Genomic DNA, 17,431 nt, shown 5'->3' on the forward strand with positions numbered 1-17,431 from the left:
ACATGAAGTTTAATTTTTATCAGACTGATATTTCTTCATTATAGGTTGAAACTGCTGCACGCCTGCATTTGGCAAACGTACAGCACACCAGCAGCTTATTGGGCTGGCATATATTTTTTAATAAAGGCAACCAGTTCAGGACGCTTAGTAACAATTGCCTGAGTATGGGAAGCCCCGACCACCGGCTGGAAGTTAATGTTTGAACCCAGTTTGACCTGTGCTTCAACCAGAGATTGCGTAACCGGGAATGGAACAGCCAAATCCAGTGTACCCTGAATAATCATGGTTGGTGTATTCAGCTTTTTGGTAGCAGGCTGGGTATACGCCAGAAATTTTTGCAAGGTCTGGTTGCTGGCAAACTCAGCCGTGTCCAAGCCAGGATAATTCAGCACCGTCTGGTTAGGATTGCTGCGCAGGTAATTGCGGATATCAGCAGCAAACTGATCATGCAGATCTGTCAGGCAAATCCCGTTATCACCAGTGGTCCCTTCGGCATTGACTGCAACTTTGGCAGCCCGCTCAGAGAACAGGGACTGATAATCAAAGTCGGGCTGATAGGCCTTGATCCCGACAGCAGTGTAAGCCGCATACGCCAGTAGCTCAGCATAGGCTTCAATGGCAACCTCCTGCTGACCTTTATTTACCAAATCCTGTAATGCACTGGGCGCTACTTGCGTGATGATATAACCCAGACTGGAAGCAGGCGCGCCAGCAACTGTACCCTTATAACTGGCATCATTGGCGGCATATTCAGAAATACCCAGTACCGCATGGCCGCCCTGTGATTGGCCTACCGACATCCAGTTACCCTGAATATCAGTCTTGTAATGCTCTTTAAGCGCATTGACTGCATAAATGGCCGATCTGGCTTCACTGCCCAGATTCAGGTAGGGATGAATACCTTGAGTGCCCAGACCTTCATAATCAGGTGCCACAATCATGTAGCCTTCTGCCAGCAATTGATCAGCCATGGCAGAAAAACGGTTGTTGGTAAATCCATTTTTGCTGGGTGCACAGCTATCGCCTACCCCAACTGTACCATGCGCCCAGACTACCATACGCCAGCCATCCTTGGGTTTTTCACCCTTGGGTGTCATTACCATTGCTGTGGCTTTTACATTCTTACCAGCAACACCCGGCATGTTATAGCTCATTACCTTAATGCTATTTGCATTGGTAACCTGATAATCACCCTGATTAAGGCTATAGGTAGTTTCGCTTAAATAAACCCTGCTGTTCTGATAGCTATCAGATGAGTCACTGTCGCTACCACAAGCGCTTAAACCAAGCACACTGCTAAAAATGGCAGCAGCAAGCAAATGACGGGTAAAAAAGGGTGCTTTCATGCGTTATCATCCATAAACGTATTTTAAATATAGCTCTCTTTAATGATGAAATCATTAAGGAGAACTTATAAAATACCTGAACAAATGATCAAAAACCATGAAAGAAATGACTTTAAAGTCATCATGAAATTTTGCATAAAAAAAACACCATAAATTTTTGGGGATTTATGGTGTGGGGTTAACTGGTTGTTTTACTTATTATTATAATTTAGTAAAATATAAATTAATAAATTCTAAACAGGTAAAGGATCAATCAGGTGATGAAGGCGTAGGGATATCCACTGTACCTCGTCTATCCTGTTCAAGTACATTATCCTTTAGTTTATCTTCATTTAAATGTTCTACAGCATCACGGATTTTCTGGTTTCCAGCACTTCCGTCGTTTTGCTCAGTTTTTTCCTGATTGGAAGCACCCTGCTCATTTAGGGCATTTTCCGGATTTTTATCCATTTCACGGCTTAACTCATCAGTATCGGTTAGGCCTTCTACCTGTTGCGAAGTCACTTTGTCATTATTAAATACTGCTGATGCGGTATAGTCTTGCTGCACGGGCGCACGGTTTGCATCAGCTTGGGCATCGGTCTGACTTTGCTTAACACTATTTTGCTGATTTAACTGGTTATTTACTGATTTAGAATTCATATTATTGGTAGTAGACATACTTTACCTCATCTCAAATTTGTATTGCGTCTTGATGAGTTCAAGCATAACAAAACCAAATGTTAAAGCTGATGCACTCCTGTATAAGACATGCTCCCCAACTGTAGCCAACGTAGATCACAGGTAATCAAGTGTAGTAAAGCGTAAATTACGGGCAACACTACCCTAGCCAGAATTTGAAAACTAACGCCTTAAAAAATAACCTTGAGAAAACGGGACAATCTTAATTTAGAACAGATAGCTGGCAACAATACCCAGCCAGATTACCAGACCTACCCAGCGATTATGCCGAAACGCCCAAAAGGTATGCGCAGGCTGCCGGTCCAGCGTTTTGGCAAGTTGATATGCAAACAAGGCCAGAACGATAGCCAAAGTGGCCCAGCCGGTAAACATACTTAACAGGTCATGCAGATAAAACACTGCTGCCAGCAGGCTGAGACTGGCCAGTTGCAATAACACGATAATAGCCAAGTCATATTTGCCAAACAGGATAGCAGTGGACTTTACGCCAATTTTTAGGTCATCCGGACGATCAGTCATGGCATATTGTGTATCATAAGCAACCGTCCATAGCAGGTTGGCACCATAAAGCAGCCAGCAGGACAAATCAGGACTTTGGCCCTGAGCAACATAAGCCATGGGAATGGCCCATGAAAACGCAGCACCCAGTACAAATTGCGGCAGGTAGGTATAACGTTTCATAAACGGATAAACCGCTGCCAGTGCCAGCGCACCAAATGACCAGTAAAATGCTTTAAGCGGCAAAAACAGCAGTAAGCTGGCACTGGCCACTACCAATACCGCAAATACAATTAAGGCTTCTTTGGCAGAAATCAGCCCACTGGGCAGGGGCCGGTGTTTGGTACGCTCCACCCGGCCATCTACCTTGCGGTCTGCAAAGTCATTAATGGCACAGCCGGCGGCCCGCATAAATACCACACCCAAAAACATGATCAGCACAATCTTGACACTGGGTTTACCTTCAGCCGCAATCCACACTGCCCAAAATGTTGGCCACAGCAGCAGTTCTGTACCAATGGGCTTGTCAAAACGGGTTAATTGAACATACGCCTTTAGGCGCTGTTGCCAGTTTAAGGGTGACATAGTGGGCGGCGTATCAAGCTGCATGGCAACCTCTTGTCATGATGTTGTGGATAGGGTTTTGACATGGCTTTGGCAAGCTAAAGCTGGGGATGATGAAGCAGATACTGCTGAAAACCCGGCAAAAAGGTTTCCTGAACAATCAGCGGACGCTGGTGCCATAAATACAGGCTGCGCCGTGTCCAGCCTTCTGGTAACAGGGCAATCTGGCGAATGCAATCCGGTGTTGCACGGGCAAACAGCAAAGACCCCAGAGACCGGTTTTTTAGATAACGTAAACGTAAACCCTGCCCTTTGAGGGATTCTACCGGAATGATGCTACGCGCTTTTACCCACGGATCAGCTTCGCAACCATAGAGATAGACCTCACGCACCCAGGCCTGCTGGTCAACACCAGTCTGCATAAGCTGGCTTTCATGCAGGTAAATACGCTCAAAACCCTGCCTGAATGGTTCTACCCGAAACTGGCCACCAGCCAGCTGGGTTAACTGGCGGGTTAGGGAGCCTTGCGCCAGCAGCCACGGTTTTAATTCCGCTGGCATACTGGTGAGGGCCTGATTCAGTAATTGTCTGGAAGTATGCCAGCGCACCAGATGATGAGATAAATTAGCAGGCATAAAACACAAGCATGTGGAATAAACGTTTAACGTTTTACACGCTTAAGTCTGGCTTGACAATTAGTGCTGTTTATAAAAGCGTCTGTTATCGGGCAGTACGTGGCTTATTTGCCTGACTTGCAGGCGAATTAACACTACCTTGCTGAACATAAACCGTAGTAGCTACCTCACTAACCACCCTCCCCGCTGAATTGGTAACCCGTGCGGCAATGCTATGCGCACCACGCTCCATTTGTTCAGTGGAAATGGTAACGCCATTCCCGTTGGCAACGACAACACCATCCAGCAGGATAGACATATTGTCGCCATTGGCCAGTGCAGGCTGAATATTGACGTTAACCCCAATAGGATCAGGTTTGCGTACAGTTTGTTCAGCCAGCGGCTGTACAAATTTAAGCTGGTAACGAATGACTGCAGGCTGGGCTGCTGTTGCCTGATTACCGGCATTGGCTTGCGCAATTTGCTCTGCACTTAAACTGGGCACAATGGATAGCGGCGGCAGGTCAACAGTTTGAGCTTCTTTGGAGGGTGAATCGGTATAAACCACATTACCCTTGGCATCGGTTGTTTTATAAATGGCGGCCTGAGCTATCCCGCTTACTACCAGCGCAAGAGCCACGGCTAAAAATCTGCTTTCCCTGAACATATTTGTATTCCTCATTTTAGACTGTTGTATCTTTAGACGCTGGACATGGATTAGCACTGGCAGTGATAGGAGCCATACTCAGGCGTTAATCATAGCACTGAACCAGTAGATATTGGTGCAGGGACTAAAGCATGCCTAACGTGAATATTATTGAACTGCCAGCCACGGCTTGTCTGGCCTAGTATAAAACCAAATAGCAGAGCTATTGTGATGAAATGGATAAACTGGATATTTTTTAAGATATAAATAAAACCCCATTCCATAGGATGGGGTTGTACACCACTAAACATTGTGAGTGGCTTGAATGTATTATTTGAATGAAATCAATATTTTTTGGCTTCTTCAGCTTTAGGCTAACAGCCATATCAAATTGATTTCAATAATAAATTATTAAAAATAATCAGACCTAAACCATTATTATTTAATGCATTATCCGGCTGCGCTGTTTTTGAAGCATAGCCAGTTTTTGCTTGCCCCAGCCATAGGCAGCCGCAAAGGGCAAGGCGGTTCTGGCCAGATACGCCACACGCCATAATCCCCCATGATTGGCCCCTTCCATAATGAGCTTGAGGGGATGTTCAAGTTTGTTTTGCGGGTTGGCCACGCTGTCAGGGTTATGCAGGTCATGTACCCAGAGCGCCGCCATAATGGCATTGGTGGTTTCAGGATTAAAGGTTTCAACCTGAAACAGTCCGGCACCGGCAAATGCAGCCTTTAACAGAGGGTTTTTAACAACTGATAATGTGGTGGTGGATGGCGCAATATTGATAGCTACCCGTTGGCCCCGGCTCCTTGCAAGCAGCGCATACCACTGCTGCAAGCGCTTGGCCAAGGCATAGTTAGGCCCTTGCTCAATTACCATGCAGTCGCAGATACCATACTGCTGGCCGTTATCCGATAGCAGCAATGTCTCATCAATGGGAGTAAAAAAATGCGATAAAGATAGTTGACGTGCAGCATGGGCTACCAGTTTTTCAACCTGATTGCGCTGCTTGCGAAGCATTAAACTGCCCTGCACCACCTCCTTGGGAACTGCATAAATATCAGTTGGAGTGAGCATGAACATGATACTGCTATCCGGCTTAAGCTGACTAACCTTGTCCATAATGGCAATCATGGCCATGGATACCCGCACGTGTTTTTCCCCATCCAGATAGGCAATACCCGCCAGATCGAGTGGCTGGGCCAAGGTCGCCAGCCAGTTGGCAATTTCAGGCGTCTGGGTTAACAGGTTGGCCCCCAGTTGTGTTTTGCCCTCCATGCTGGCTTGCTGCGGTGCAATCAGGGTGGCATTACCTTTGGCCACGATACTGGTGATCTTGTCCCAAATGGCAGGACTGGGCAAATCAATGGCCACAATATTGGCGCGCCACTTGGTCAGCCAGGTGAGTGGCCCTGCCTCTGAACCGGCACCAAACAGCACCATCGTGCGTTCAGACAGGTCAAACCATTCAGGATGCGCCTGTACTGTACGCAAGGCCTTGGCATGGCTGGGTTCAATAATATGCTGTTGCTCCCAGCGATCAATTTGTTCAAGCAGGGCCTGCCCTTGCAGTTTCTGGCCGTGATACGGCACAAACCACGGTTCAATTTCGGCAGTTGCATTGCCCTTGAGGGTAAAGGTATCAAACGGCTGTGCCTGAAACTGGTTCATGGCGTCGGCAAGCGGTAACTGCTGCGTGCCCCGGTTAAATACAAATAGCTGCTGGGCGGTGCTGAGTCCTTGCTGGGCAATCTGCACCGGATGATCGACTGATGCAATGCCTGCTTCAACCAGTGCCTTAAAATACACTGGATAATTCTTGCGCCAGTTCTTTTCACGGGTGATTTTACTAGCAACGGGTGACTGTACAGCCTGTAAAGCAGACTGAATAATTTGTTTTGCACTGAGGGTGGTGCTGGGTTTATCCGATAAAGCGGAAGTGGGAAATTGCAAACCTTCAGCCGCAGTCAATTTACGCATATCAATTACTTTATAGGTCAACAAAGCAATGATGTTAATGCGAACATCCTGAACGGTGTTGGGTTTATACGTCCAAGGCCCCAAGCAACGGTTCATAGGTCTTTTTTTATCTATTTTTTACTTAACTGGGCATGTCTGGCCCTGCGGCTCCAGCTTGATTGCTGACCATGCCTCTATTCCTGTCTGAGAGTTTATTGATCCTGATCTTTTAACTGCTGGCGATATTGTCTGGGTGTACTGCCAAAGTGTTGCCGAAACCAGCGAATAAACGGTGTTGATTCACTAAACCCTAAGCGCTGTGCGATTGCCTCGATACTTAATAACGGATCTTGCAATAAAATTTTGGCCATTTCGATCCTTAACTCGCTTACCAGCTGACTATAGCTGCTGCCAGCCTTTTGCAATTGTCGATGCAAGTGGCGACTGCTAACGCCCAACTCACTGGCCAGATAGTCGCGGGAAATATTGCCCTGCATCAGTAATACCCGTAGCTGTGCCTTGATGCGCTCTCGCAGGGACGGCTTTTTAGTGCGCTCGCTCAGCAACAGGCGGGCATGCCGCTCCAAGGTCAGTTGCAGGCTGGGACTAGGCAGGCGTAACTGTGCCGTCATCATCTCAATAGGCACTACCCATGCCGACTCTGGCTGATCAAACCTGACCGGACAGCCAAAGTAGTTTTCATAGTCCGCCTGTAAGGCAGGATTGCTGGGCGCCGGATGGCTAAAATGCACTTCCTTGAGTATCTGGCTTAGTGGTAGCTTGGCAAAACGAATATGGCGTACCCAGCAACCCAGAATAAATTCGGTGGCATGCCGGCGAAACAGTGGATCTTCGGTTTTACAGTGCCAGATGCAAAAGACCACGCCAGGTTCATGCCGTAGTGTGGTGGTGCCAATATCGCTGACCAGACGCTCATAGCGCATGGTGGCATCATAAATTTCCTGCAAGGTTCCGCAGGTTTGCTCCAGATAACCCAGCACGCCAAAGCCACCCATATCTTCCATGCTGGCCGCATGCAGGCCAAGCAGCGGATCAGGAGTAAACAGGGCTATTTGCTGCACCATTTGCTCAAGCAGTTTTATATTAATCCAGCCTTCCGGATTGGCTGCTGCTTCTGCCAGATCAAAACCAACCAGTTGACTTAAAGCATCTGTATTAATCCCATGTTTGCGCCAGTTGGCCAGACACTGCTCCAGAATACTGGCCAGCACATAATCTTCCGATTGCTGCACTATGGCTACATCAGCAAGCAATATTTCATCAGAACCTTTAAGTATCACTTTTGCTTTCCATTATTTTGCTGTTATACGGCAGATCACCATAAATAGCTTACTGCACGCTGGCGCAGCTACTATCACCAATTTACGACGTCATCGTTAAAAGCGCGCTGGGTGGCCGTGACAAACAGATAAACCAAAAGATGCATAAACTTGAATCTGCGTATTGACATTCAAGTGCACTATAAGCCTAAAGTAAGCTTGAATGTCAATCAGGGAAACCCGGATGAATATTAGTGAACTTTCGCGCTTAAGCGGATTGAATACTCCAACGATTCGTTATTATGAACAAATCAAACTGCTGCCCAAGGCCAAACGTAAAGCCAATGGTTACCGCCACTACAGTGAAAATGACCTTCAGCAACTGCTATTGATTAAGCAGGCGCAACAGGCCGGATTTTCCCTAACTGAAATTAAATCTTTGCTGCCTGCCAACATTACTGTTTGGGATCATGGCAAGCTCATGGAAAGTCTTAGCGCTAAAGTTGCAGAAATTGAACAACTGGAACAGAAACTGGCAGACAATAAACAAAGCCTGCTCACGCTGATTCATGCCATTAACAGCAAACCTGATGACATCAGTTGTGAAGAAAATGCGCAGCGCTTGTTTAACAGCTATTTCCCTAGTTCAAGCTGATCAGATTACAGAGCGGCAAACTAAGAATCCTACCTGTTTAGCCTGCCAGAAATTGTTCCATCAAACCTGAATAGACCTGACCTTAAACCTGACTTTAACTGGCTGACCTGGTGTTTATGACACGCCTGCAAAATACCCTGTCGCCCAGTGCAATTGATCCAGCCCAATACAAGGCAGTTTATTACACTGGTGGACATGGCACCATGTGGGATTTTCCAGACAATAAAGCCTTGCAAACTATTAGCGAACAAATCTATCGGCAGGGCGGTATTGTTTCGGCAGTGTGTCATGGCGTGGCGGGCTTGCTGCCTCTACAGGCTGAAAACGGCACGACATTGATTGCGGATAAAACGGTAACTGGATTTGCCAATATTGAGGAAACCCTGTCGGGAATCAAGTCTCAGGTTCCGTTTTCATTACAAGACCAGTTAATTGAGCGTGGGGCAAAATACAAAAGGGCTTTTATCCCGTTTACCTCTTATGTGATTCGCGATGACCGGATTATTACTGGACAAAACCCACAATCCAGCAGGGAAATTGCTAAGGCCGTGGTAAAGCATTTAAAAACCCTACCGTAGTGAGGCACAAAATAAAAGGACATTACCCGGCAGCAATGCCTTTTTTAGTTTGGGTTATCCAGTCAGCCTGTCGAACAGCGCGCCATACGTTTTTTATACTGTCGGGTGCGCCATGTCATTGCGACTTGTTGCAGGATCAAAGCCCACAATGGGGATACCTGTGGCTTGGGAGCTTTACCCTCACTGAGCTTGCGTAACTGGAACTTAACCGCTGCCATATTGGCCAGCGAACCCAGCGTCTTGTTTTTCCAGTCGATAGGTCTCAATTCTGGTGCCGTATGTTTGCCCTGCTTCCATTCTTTGGGCAAATTAGGGTTAATTGCCAGTGCCGTGGCAATACCTGCCATTTCAATCCCACTATCAATAACCTGCTGGGCAACCTCTAAACGACGAATGCCCCCGGTCACCATAACTGGCATATTGGCCACTTTACGGATTTCCCTGGCAAACTCCAGAAAATAAGCTTCCCGTGCCAGTGTACGGCCATCACGTGCCTGTCCCTGCATGGCGGGCGCTTCATAACTGCCACCAGACAGTTCAACCAGATCAACCGCCAGTCCATTCAGCATTTTAACCACCTGCTGCGCATCCTCACTACTAAAGCCACCACGCTGGAAATCTGCCGAATTAAGCTTTACGGCTACTGCAAACTGCGCAGAAACCACTGCACGCACGGCCTTCACAATTTCAATTAGCAGGCGCGCACGGTTTTCAAGGGAACCGCCCCATTGATCAGTACGCTGGTTACTTAACGGAGATAAAAACTGGCTGAGCAAATAGCCGTGTGCCGCATGAATTTCCACGCCGGTAAACCCTGCCTGTTCACCCAGTTTGGCGGTAGTGGCAAAACGCTGAATGACATCCTCAATCTTCTGCTGGCTCATTGCCTGCGGGGTATCAAACCGGCTAGACATCTTGCCCAGATCCAGCGCAATGGCAGAGGGTGCATACGTGGGTTGCCCTAGATTTGACTGCATCTGGCGACCGGGGTGATTAATCTGCAACCAGAACTGAGCGCCTTTGGCGCGGCCAATAGTGGCCCATTGCTTAAGTTGGTCCAGATACTCGTCATCTTCCAGTACCACGCCCCCCGGCCCTGTCATGGCATGACGATCCACCATGACATTACCGGAAATAATCAGGCCCACCCCGCCTTTAGCCCAAGCCTGATACAAACGCATTAACGCGTCAGATGGTGCCTGATTTATATCGGCCATATTTTCTTCCATGGCAGCCTTGGCCAGACGATTTGGAATCGATGAACCATTAGGCAGAACCAAGCTATCGAACACGTTCATATCAATCCCCTGCATTGTTGATGGCCTTACTTTAAGATTAAAGTGAACTTTAATGTCAATAGCTTTTTACTCAATAAAATTCCAAAAACGTTAAAGCATCAAAATGAGCCGCTCGCAGGTTCTGGCTATTGTATCTAAGTGTAGGAATACTCTTGACCTTCAAGTCAGGTTTAATCTTATAGTGGTTTTCAGGGTGTAGGGTTTTCTACCCAAGGAATGTGTTGATCTCACCGGATCACAGCAAAGGTTGGCGCTTAGGAATACTGCACAACGGCTTTTTCGCAAAAAGCTAAACCTGATACGTTATGGTGGCCCGTTAAGCAGTTGCTCAATGGTCTGGCCCTCATGCTGTGGCTGGAAGTGGTCAAGCCTACACAACTGGTATTAAATAGGCCCACACCATTCAATTTATTGGCGTAAAGTTAAAACAAGGAGAAAATTATGACTAATCCACCGTATGACCTGATCATATTTGGTGCTACCAGCTTTGTTGGGCAAATCCTGAGCAAATATCTGGCTGAGTATTTGTCAAGCTCAACAGAAACCTTGCGCTGGGCCATTGCAGGACGTTCCCAAGCCAAGCTGCAAGAGGTTAAGGCCTTACTGGGTACGGCTGGCCAGTCTGTGCCAATTATCATTGCGGATGCCAGCAACGAAGTCCAGCTCAAGCAACTTTGCACCCAAACCCGGGTGGTGGTTTCTACAGTTGGGCCATATGCGCTGTATGGTGAACCCCTGATCAGGGCATGCGTTGATAGTGGAACCGACTATTGCGATCTGACTGGCGAAACCCAGTGGATTAAAAAGATGATTGAACGCTATGAACCTGCTGCCCAGCAGTCCGGTGCGCGCATTGTGCATTGCTGTGGTTTTGACTCTGTACCTTCTGACATGGGTGTTTATTTCCTGCAACAACAGGCCATGCAACAATGGGGCGTGCCTGCCACCCAGGTCAAGATGCGGGTTAGAACCCTAAAAGGCGGTGCATCGGGCGGAACAGTAGCCAGCCTGCTCAATGTGGTGCAGGAAGCAGCGGCTGATCCGGCACTCCGCAAGCAGCTGCTGAATCCTTACATGCTGTGCCCTGACCATCACGGCTCTATGACGCGACAGCATTTTGTCAAATCGGCCGAATATGACCCGGACTTTAAGGCATGGATTGCGCCTTTTGTCATGGCTGCCATTAATGAGCGCGTGGTGCATCGTTCCAATGCTCTTTCTGGCGATGCATATGGTAAAAACTTTAGCTATAACGAAGCAATTCTTACCGGCGATGGCTTAAAAGGTCGTTTAAAAGCCACAGGTGTGGTGGCAGGCCTTGGCGCGTTTATGCTCGGTGCAGTCAGCAAACCGGTTAGCCAGCTTATGGAACGTTTTCTCTTACCCAAGCCCGGTGAAGGCCCAAGCATAGAGGAACAATTGTCAGGCCGTTTTGATTTGCGCTTTTTTGGCCAAACAGATGCCGGACAAACCATACGGGTCAAGGTTACTGGTGATCGTGATCCGGGTTATGGCTCTACTGGCAAAATGCTGGGTCAGGCGGCTATTGGTTTGGCACTGGATCATGGACAAGGTGACAAAAAAACGGGCCGTCAAGGTGGCTTCTGGACACCGGCTACCCTGTTTGACGCACGATTTATTGAGCGCTTAACCCGGCATGCTGGCTTGCGTTTTGAACAGGTATAGCAGCCTTCTGTTTGCTATCCATGGACAGGTAGGCATTATCCAGCGCATAGGGAATCACATTCCCACAAGTTGATCAACCCACTGAATGAATCAATGGAATGGACCAACAATAATGCGCTGCGCCAAGGCTTACCAGTCATCCAGCATGACACCAAAATAATCCCAGCCATACACAATAAGGCTAATAATAAATGTCAGTGCAATCACTGCCAGACCGTAGGGAGTTTTCTTTTTGATGGACTGTTGATCTGTGCCCTGCTGGCTTTTAACCAAGCGCTCCGCAGGATGAATCAATGCCGTTTTATGGTTGTCCCCATAGCTATAAATGACTTCCATAAATTCATCCAGCAACGCGCCATCAAGCAGATAGGGATTAAATGTGCTCCAGCGATGCTTGTTGATAAAATCCTGAATCTGGGTTTCTGTAACAACACAAACCATGCTCCAGCTATTAAATCTGGACTCAACATTGGCTTTGTCATAAATCAGCTTCTGATTATGGTGATAGGGATAGGTCATTACCGTCTGCTTTAGCTTGTCCATCCCCCCATGCCTGCTTTCAAAGCAATGGAAAATGTAGCTATCACCATACAATAACAGGCCAGTCACTTCATCACGGACATGATAAGCAATGCCATCCTCCCTAAACTGCCGGATAGTCTCTGCCGTATCAATCAGTTCTGCACTGATCGTGCTGATAAATACTACACGCTCACAACTTTGCATATGCTCAAGGCTCTATCTAACGTCTTTTCTTATTGGCTGTAATACTATATGACAAGAAAGCCTGAAAAATGAATGAAGTACACATTTCATTTACTTTCTTTTTATAAAACTTAACCTAAATTTTAAACGCTTAGTGAGCTTGCCATTTGATTGAGGACAATGACGAATTATTGAAAAATACGAACAAAAACATCAGCAATACAAAAGCAACCCCGACCATAAACACCACAAACTTGCGACTGGTCACCTGCCCTGATTCATCGCCGGGGTAAATCATATTGTTCCATGGGGTCAACCGGGTAATTTTTATAATCTCAATGCTGGTATTAATAGTAAAATTTCCATTAGGAACAATGGTTTTACCTTTTAAAAATTCACGGATTTTTCCTAACACAAACTCATTGATTAAGTTTTTAATGGCTTCATCGGTGAGCTGATCACTAACAATGATGCTGCCTTTACCCGCAGATTTTTTAAATCCGCTAATTTCAAAACTGTACCTAAAAACAATTTTTTCTTTTTGGGCATGCGACATCTCAGGTTGTTCACCAGTCATTGTGTTTGCCTTAAGGAGTTCACTAAAAGGACGGATGCTACACGATATATTGGCATACTTAATAATCCAACAATAAATATTAGTTAATATTTGTTTCTATTGACTGTCACAAAGCCTGTCCACCACTACAGGATACGAATAATCATTGTGAGTTTACCGGGTAATATAAAGATGTCCTGCATGGCAAAAAACACCAGCACCGTATTGTCATCCGTGCCAAATTTATTCGTGTTATTAAGCATAAATGCTATTTAATTAATTAATGCCATTGATGGCTTACCGTGCTTGATAGCGACTGCAAGCCACTTAGCCGCTGTGCCGTTATCCTTAATGTGAAGCAAATTTGAAATCATGCAACCGGATGAGCAGTAATGTCATTGCTTTATGAAGTTGCGCCAGCATGGTAGTGGCATAAGGTGCTTACAGGCGCGTTGCAAGCATGGAGTTAGCTGCAATATATTTTAAATTTCAGACTATTCACTGCCTGTTTTCATCAACAGACAATGGTTTTTTAAAATGAAACAAAAGCTATTAAATAAGCTTTTGTTCCATCAGTTTTTAGCGTTTTAGGCCTTTTTTACACCAACCCAGGCAAAGTTGGCCGGAGCGAAATCCAGTGTAATTTTCTGGCTTATTTTAAGGTCTCTTAGGCTCACCACATGGATGGCCTTGGCCGTTGCATCACTCACCAGAATGTCATTGGTGCTGGCATTAAGGCTGATTTTACCCAGACTCACGTCTTTATCCAGCACCTTAATGCTGGCCTTGTGCGTCCATGTTGCTGTCTCAATGACATGCAGGTTACCCGTATTATCCATAATCACCAGATGCTGGCCTGTCTGATCCATAACATGCTGTAGGCGGGCCACGGGCTTACCCTCGGCGTCTTTAATACCTGCCGACCAGTCAAGCTCACGGCTGGTTTTTGCTACAGGGTCAATAACAAATGCCTGAAGATTACCGGTTGCAAAAGCCACAAACTGCTTGAGTTTAGAATGACCTGCAATAGTGGTGATTCTTACATTAACCGGAATTTTATAATCTGCAAATTCATTGTTTTTTTGCTGCACGACCAGTACGCCATCTTCACAGCCAAATGCAGAATAGTCCTGATTAGAACCCGCCCCATGCAGCTTGCTACAGTCGGTTGCAAACTGTTTTTCAAAGTGAAAATGGTCATTATGCAACTCATATAAGGCCAGTTTACTTAAAGTGGTTTCACCAGCAGCCAGATAACTGCTCAACACATAATTGCCTCTGGGTTCTGCCACACCATGATGCTTTTGTGGTAAGGGCTGGTAGGCAACCACCTTACCGGATTTCAGGCTGTTATCTGTTAACAGGTCAAAACTGGAGGTCAGGCTGTCACTGCCATCATAAAAAATAGCAGCCTGTCCATTAAATGAACGGTAGTGATTGGGTGTTGGGCCAGTCAGGGCCAGAGGTAATAAGGCAGGTTTGTCTTTATCAATGTGATCATCATGCTGATAGATGCCCCCATCAACAAACTTGGTAATGTTATCTGCACGTGCAATCAGGACGGCATAGCGATGGTCAGGGCTGGAATAGACAGCATTAGGTACAGATTTTAGCGGTAATTCACTGGCCAGTTTTTGATCATCCAGATCATAAACATAAGCCATTGGATTGGCAGAATCGCTATTGGTAATAACCAGTCGTCCCAAGGTGGTGTTATTTTCTTGATGCGGTACATCAGGCTGGTTAGCCGTATTGTCATTATTGTTGCTGTCATTGCCACAGGCAGCCAATATCATCATGGCGGTCAGCAAGGGCAATCTGATGGCGGCTTTTTTTACCTTAGAATTTAACACGTTAATCTCCAGTTTAATGACCCATAAAAAGATATGTTATAACATAACAATTAATTCATATTTTCTAGTATTTTTCTAAAAAATTAATTTTTAAGTTTGGCTTAAGTTTTTATTGTCGGTTAATCTGCTGGAAGTTGCGGTTTGACTCTGTTTTGGTTGACTGATAATTTTTTAAAACAAGCTGATTATTTTTGATTTAAATAAAACTAGCAACTCACTAGCCATCAGGTTCTGGCGTGCCTGTCGTAATGATGCAGCCTGCCCGCGCCCTCTGGCTTCTGCCACCGCTTCGGCATAATTACTAAACAGTACCGTGAGCAATAAAAGCAGGGTAACGATGAAGCCAAATGTAAAATCTGTCCAACCGGCCACAGTGGCTATCAGTGTAATGAGTGTGCCCAGCCAGACCAGTGCCATCACTGGATTTTTAATCATGTGCTGGGGTGCAAGTTTAAGGAAAGCCTGTTTTAGTGCGTATGCGTCTACAAGGGAATTTAATGTATTCATGGTCTAATGCCTTTTGATCCAGTACGGATAAGCCTGATGGGTTAAACAGATTTTTTTAGACTTTAGCTGCCAACCAGCAACACGTGATCTGCAACAGGTCCAAGCACCAGTACCGGCATAAATTGCAGCAGGGTTAAAATCACCACAATCGCAACCAGCGTTAAGGCAAAGGTTGGGGTTTCAACTTGCAGGCTACCGGTACTTTCAGGCGCGTGTCGTTTACCGGCCAGACTCGCCGCAATCAGCAAAGGAATAATCAAGGCAGGATAGCGGCCAAGCAGCAGGACAATACTACAACTCAAATTCCACCACAGCGTATTGTCACCAAGGCCCTCAAACCCTGACCCATTATTGGCAAATGCGGAAACATACTCATAGAACACCTGACTGATGCCGTGAAAAGCGGGATTAGAGTGGACGGTAATGGCGGGGAACCATAGCGTTACTGCGGTAAATCCCAAAATAACCAGTGGTTGCAGCACAATCAGCACTGCCAGTAATTTAATTTCATAGGCTTCAATCTTGCGGCCAAACAATTCGGGAGTACGGCCCGTCATCAGCCCAGCCACAAATACTGCCAGCAGCAAATACACGATAAACTGCTGCAAGCCACAGCCCACACCACCCCAGATGGTATTAATCAGCATATTGGACAACGCCACCAAGCCAGTCAGCGGTGCTGCCGAATCGTGCATCATATTGACCGAGCCATTATTTACCTGCGTGGTTAGTGCCAGCCATAACGCAGAAGCATCTGCACCAAAGCGTACCTCCTTGCCTTCCATGAGTGACATGCTATGGCTGGTGGCTGAATAACCTTCTGACCACAAAGCAAGACCTGTTGAAAGCACCGACATCAGCAACATACTGCCCAGTACCATCAGCATGAATTTTTTACGCTGGGTGAACTTGCCAATCATAAATATCACTGACATGGGAATGAGCAGGATTGCCAGTAATTCCAGCATATTGGAAAGCGGGGTTGGATTTTCCAGGGGCACTGCACTGTTTGGCCCATACCAGCCACCGCCATTACTGCCCAGTTGCTTGCTAGCCACCATAGCTGCCACTGGCCCTAACGGAATTTTCTGGTCGTTTGGCTCAGCCTGCTGATCCAGCACCTGTACTATTGGCCCACCTGCAAACGTTGATGGCACTCCCTGACTGGTTAGCAAAAGCGCCCAGATTACACATAAGGGAATTAAAAATCGGCACGCTGGACGAATGACATCAGCCCAGAAATTGCCCACATTAACAGGCACTTCAGTTGTAGGTCGCGCATGGCTGTTAAGCGAGTTTTCTACAGCCTCATTCTGATCAGCCGTGTTTTGGGGATGGCGGTAAAATAAGCCCCGTAAGGTAGCAACCACCAAAGCCAGACCCATCATGGGTGTAATGACCTGTAATCCCACAATTCCTGTCATTTGTGACAGATGAGAAAGCTGGGCCTGACCGGAATAATGCTGCTGGTTGGTATTGGTTAAAAAAGAAATACTGGTATGCAGGGCCAGATCCCAGTTCATGTTGGGGGCATCGTTAGGGTTAAGTGGTAGCCATTGCTGGGTCATAAAAATGCCGCAAACCACCAGCAGTAACAACAGGCTACTCATTAGAAATGCATTAATATAATGGCGGACAGACATACCCGATTGTGGGTTAACCCCTAAAATCCGGTACACAGGTTGCTCAAACCAGCAAAATAACCTGTCCGTTTTCATAGGCCTGCCCTGCATTACGGCAGCCAGATAATTCCCCAGCGAATAAGCCAACAAGATGGCTAAACAAAAAACAATAAGAGTTACCCACATTTCTACACCTGATTATTCGCAGGAAGTTTTCCTACAAATCAGTATGAAAAATCAGGTCGTAAATTCTCTATATTGAAAAAAGGCTTTGGCGTAAATTCTGCGTAAAATTGATAATCCTGACTGCTTCTAACTTGCCGCTATAGTGTTATTACGGCTCAAAGGTTGAATCAGGGATCATTAATCAGGCCAGACA

At 46.3% G+C, this 17,431-nt stretch carries 14 protein-coding genes and 2 pseudogenes; 3 read left to right on the plus strand and 13 right to left on the minus strand.

Translation table 11 applies throughout. The features are described from left to right. Window positions 1-95: 95 nt before the first annotated feature. The 7 genes from BKE30_RS07410 to BKE30_RS07440 all read right to left on the minus strand — a co-directional run bounded on the left by BKE30_RS07410 (window position 96) and on the right by BKE30_RS07440 (window position 7,613). On the minus strand, window positions 96-1,346 hold the full coding sequence (locus BKE30_RS07410) for an alpha/beta hydrolase family protein (protein ID WP_076877969.1): 1,251 nt from the start codon (window positions 1,344-1,346) through the stop codon (window positions 96-98). Window positions 1,347-1,595: 249 nt separating this feature from the next. Further along, the gene (locus tag BKE30_RS07415; protein ID WP_076877970.1) at window positions 1,596-2,006 is read right to left on the minus strand and encodes a hypothetical protein; all 411 of its coding nucleotides are present in this window, start codon (window positions 2,004-2,006) and stop codon (window positions 1,596-1,598) included. Between the two features lie 228 nt (window positions 2,007-2,234). Next, complete coding sequence (gene ubiA, locus BKE30_RS07420; protein WP_083698484.1) at window positions 2,235-3,134, minus strand: 4-hydroxybenzoate octaprenyltransferase; 900 nt, start codon at window positions 3,132-3,134, stop codon at window positions 2,235-2,237. A 53-nt stretch (window positions 3,135-3,187) separates the two neighbouring features. Continuing rightward, window positions 3,188-3,724 carry a chorismate--pyruvate lyase family protein gene (locus tag BKE30_RS07425; RefSeq protein WP_083698485.1) on the minus strand — a complete coding sequence of 179 codons (537 nt, stop codon included), beginning with the start codon at window positions 3,722-3,724 and terminating at the stop codon, window positions 3,188-3,190. Window positions 3,725-3,809: 85 nt separating this feature from the next. After that, window positions 3,810-4,370 (minus strand): DUF4124 domain-containing protein, encoded by a 561-nt coding sequence (locus tag BKE30_RS07430; protein WP_076877971.1) that lies wholly within the window; start codon window positions 4,368-4,370, stop codon window positions 3,810-3,812. Between the two features lie 421 nt (window positions 4,371-4,791). Then, window positions 4,792-6,333 (minus strand): hypothetical protein, encoded by a 1,542-nt coding sequence (locus tag BKE30_RS07435; protein ID WP_076878010.1) that lies wholly within the window; start codon window positions 6,331-6,333, stop codon window positions 4,792-4,794. A gap of 191 nt (window positions 6,334-6,524) precedes the next feature. Further along, entirely contained in the window at window positions 6,525-7,613 is a 1,089-nt protein-coding gene (locus tag BKE30_RS07440) for an AraC family transcriptional regulator (protein ID WP_198938055.1), read from the minus strand. Between the two features lie 223 nt (window positions 7,614-7,836). Here BKE30_RS07440 and BKE30_RS07445 point away from each other — a divergent pair, with 223 nt between their 5' ends. Together BKE30_RS07445 and BKE30_RS07450 are read left to right on the plus strand one after the other, a co-directional pair. Next, on the plus strand, window positions 7,837-8,247 hold the full coding sequence (locus tag BKE30_RS07445; protein ID WP_076877972.1) for a MerR family transcriptional regulator: 411 nt from the start codon (window positions 7,837-7,839) through the stop codon (window positions 8,245-8,247). A 98-nt stretch (window positions 8,248-8,345) separates the two neighbouring features. Beyond that, window positions 8,346-8,825 (plus strand): annotated as a pseudogene (locus BKE30_RS07450) (type 1 glutamine amidotransferase domain-containing protein); the annotation flags it as partial. A gap of 62 nt (window positions 8,826-8,887) precedes the next feature. Here BKE30_RS07450 and BKE30_RS07455 read toward each other — a convergent pair. Continuing rightward, window positions 8,888-10,123: an NADH:flavin oxidoreductase/NADH oxidase family protein gene (locus tag BKE30_RS07455; protein WP_076878012.1), complete on the minus strand. Its 1,236-nt coding sequence runs from the start codon at window positions 10,121-10,123 to the stop codon at window positions 8,888-8,890. Window positions 10,124-10,564: 441 nt separating this feature from the next. Between BKE30_RS07455 and BKE30_RS07460 the strand changes: the two genes are divergently transcribed. Further along, the gene (locus BKE30_RS07460) at window positions 10,565-11,809 is read left to right on the plus strand and encodes a saccharopine dehydrogenase family protein (RefSeq protein ID WP_076877974.1); all 1,245 of its coding nucleotides are present in this window, start codon (window positions 10,565-10,567) and stop codon (window positions 11,807-11,809) included. A 129-nt stretch (window positions 11,810-11,938) separates the two neighbouring features. On the opposite strand, the gene BKE30_RS07465 is transcribed toward BKE30_RS07460, so the two are convergent. The 5 genes and pseudogenes from BKE30_RS07465 to kdpA form a co-directional block, all read right to left on the minus strand. Next, the gene (locus BKE30_RS07465) at window positions 11,939-12,535 is read right to left on the minus strand and encodes a BLUF domain-containing protein (protein WP_076877975.1); all 597 of its coding nucleotides are present in this window, start codon (window positions 12,533-12,535) and stop codon (window positions 11,939-11,941) included. Window positions 12,536-12,665: 130 nt separating this feature from the next. Further along, a complete protein-coding gene (locus BKE30_RS07470; protein ID WP_076877976.1) occupies window positions 12,666-13,091 on the minus strand; it encodes a hypothetical protein in 426 nt (141 codons plus the stop codon). A 566-nt stretch (window positions 13,092-13,657) separates the two neighbouring features. Continuing rightward, window positions 13,658-14,923, minus strand: coding sequence for a hypothetical protein (locus BKE30_RS07475; protein ID WP_083698487.1), 1,266 nt, complete (start codon window positions 14,921-14,923; stop codon window positions 13,658-13,660). Between the two features lie 210 nt (window positions 14,924-15,133). Continuing rightward, window positions 15,134-15,430 (minus strand): annotated as a pseudogene (locus tag BKE30_RS07480) (potassium-transporting ATPase subunit B); the annotation flags it as partial. Between the two features lie 62 nt (window positions 15,431-15,492). Further along, entirely contained in the window at window positions 15,493-17,238 is a 1,746-nt protein-coding gene (kdpA, locus tag BKE30_RS07485) for a potassium-transporting ATPase subunit KdpA (protein ID WP_076877977.1), read from the minus strand. Window positions 17,239-17,431 lie beyond the last annotated feature (193 nt).

The sequence above is a fragment of the Alkanindiges hydrocarboniclasticus genome (genome assembly GCF_001982605.1).
In the GTDB taxonomy this organism is placed as follows: domain Bacteria; phylum Pseudomonadota; class Gammaproteobacteria; order Pseudomonadales; family Moraxellaceae; genus Alkanindiges; species Alkanindiges hydrocarboniclasticus.